General features: G+C 46.8%; 1 protein-coding gene. It reads right to left on the bottom strand.

From position 1 onward, the window contains the following. On the bottom strand, positions 1-829 hold an 829-nt coding region (locus IE082_RS11100; RefSeq protein WP_189493972.1), incomplete at both ends, for an isopeptide-forming domain-containing fimbrial protein.

The following is an 829-nucleotide window of genomic DNA, read 5'->3' as shown; positions in this document are numbered from 1 at the left end:
GCCTGCGGCAACATCCAAACTCGATGTCGTCAATGGATACTCTGACGTCACAGTAAAGCTGCTATCACCTACCACATTCATTGAGCCTGAAACATAGCTCAAACCTGGCGCGGGTTGATCCACTAAGCTAAAGTCTTTGGCATCGTATTTGCTTGGGTTCTCAATCACCACTTCGTAGCGAACAAAGTCACCAATCTTCGCCGTTTTGGTTTTAGCGGTTTTGGTAATCAACAAGCCAATCTCCCTCACCACCAATGAGCTGGTACTGCATGTTCCACAGGAGCCATAACTCGGCAATACCGTATTAACCACTGTGCCTTGGGCTTGCTCATTTACTTTGGTAGAGTAAGTGAATACATAATCACCAACAGCCGAGCCAGCAGGAACCGTACATGACAAAGTCGAACCCGATGCACTACAACCAGAAGGCGCACTCGTTAATGTTAAACCAGTGCCGAGCGTATCAGTCAGAACCACATCACGTGTTGATGTTCCGCCAACTACCGTTGACTTCAGTGTGTAATTGATGGTGTCACCAATCCGCACATTCTTTTTTGCCGCCGCATCTGAAGTTTTGTTTGTTACAACAGACCATAGCGGATGAGTAACACTGCATGATGAGCAGCTACCAACATCACTCGTCACCTGATTGAGTACTTTCGTTGCTGCCGCTGCGTTTACCGTTGCAGTATATGTAAACGCATACTCACCCTGGACTGTACCCGTAGGCAAACTACACGTAATTTCTTGCCCTGCTTGCGTACAGCCATTAGGCACAGCATTAACCGTCAATCCAGGATCTAAAGTATCTTTAAGGTTAATGCTAGTT

The sequence above is a fragment of the Formosimonas limnophila genome (genome assembly GCF_014652675.1).
Lineage (GTDB): Bacteria > Pseudomonadota > Gammaproteobacteria > Burkholderiales > Burkholderiaceae > Hydromonas > Hydromonas limnophila.
Note: the sequence above shows the minus strand (reverse complement) of the source record. Positions and strands in the feature narration are given on the sequence as shown.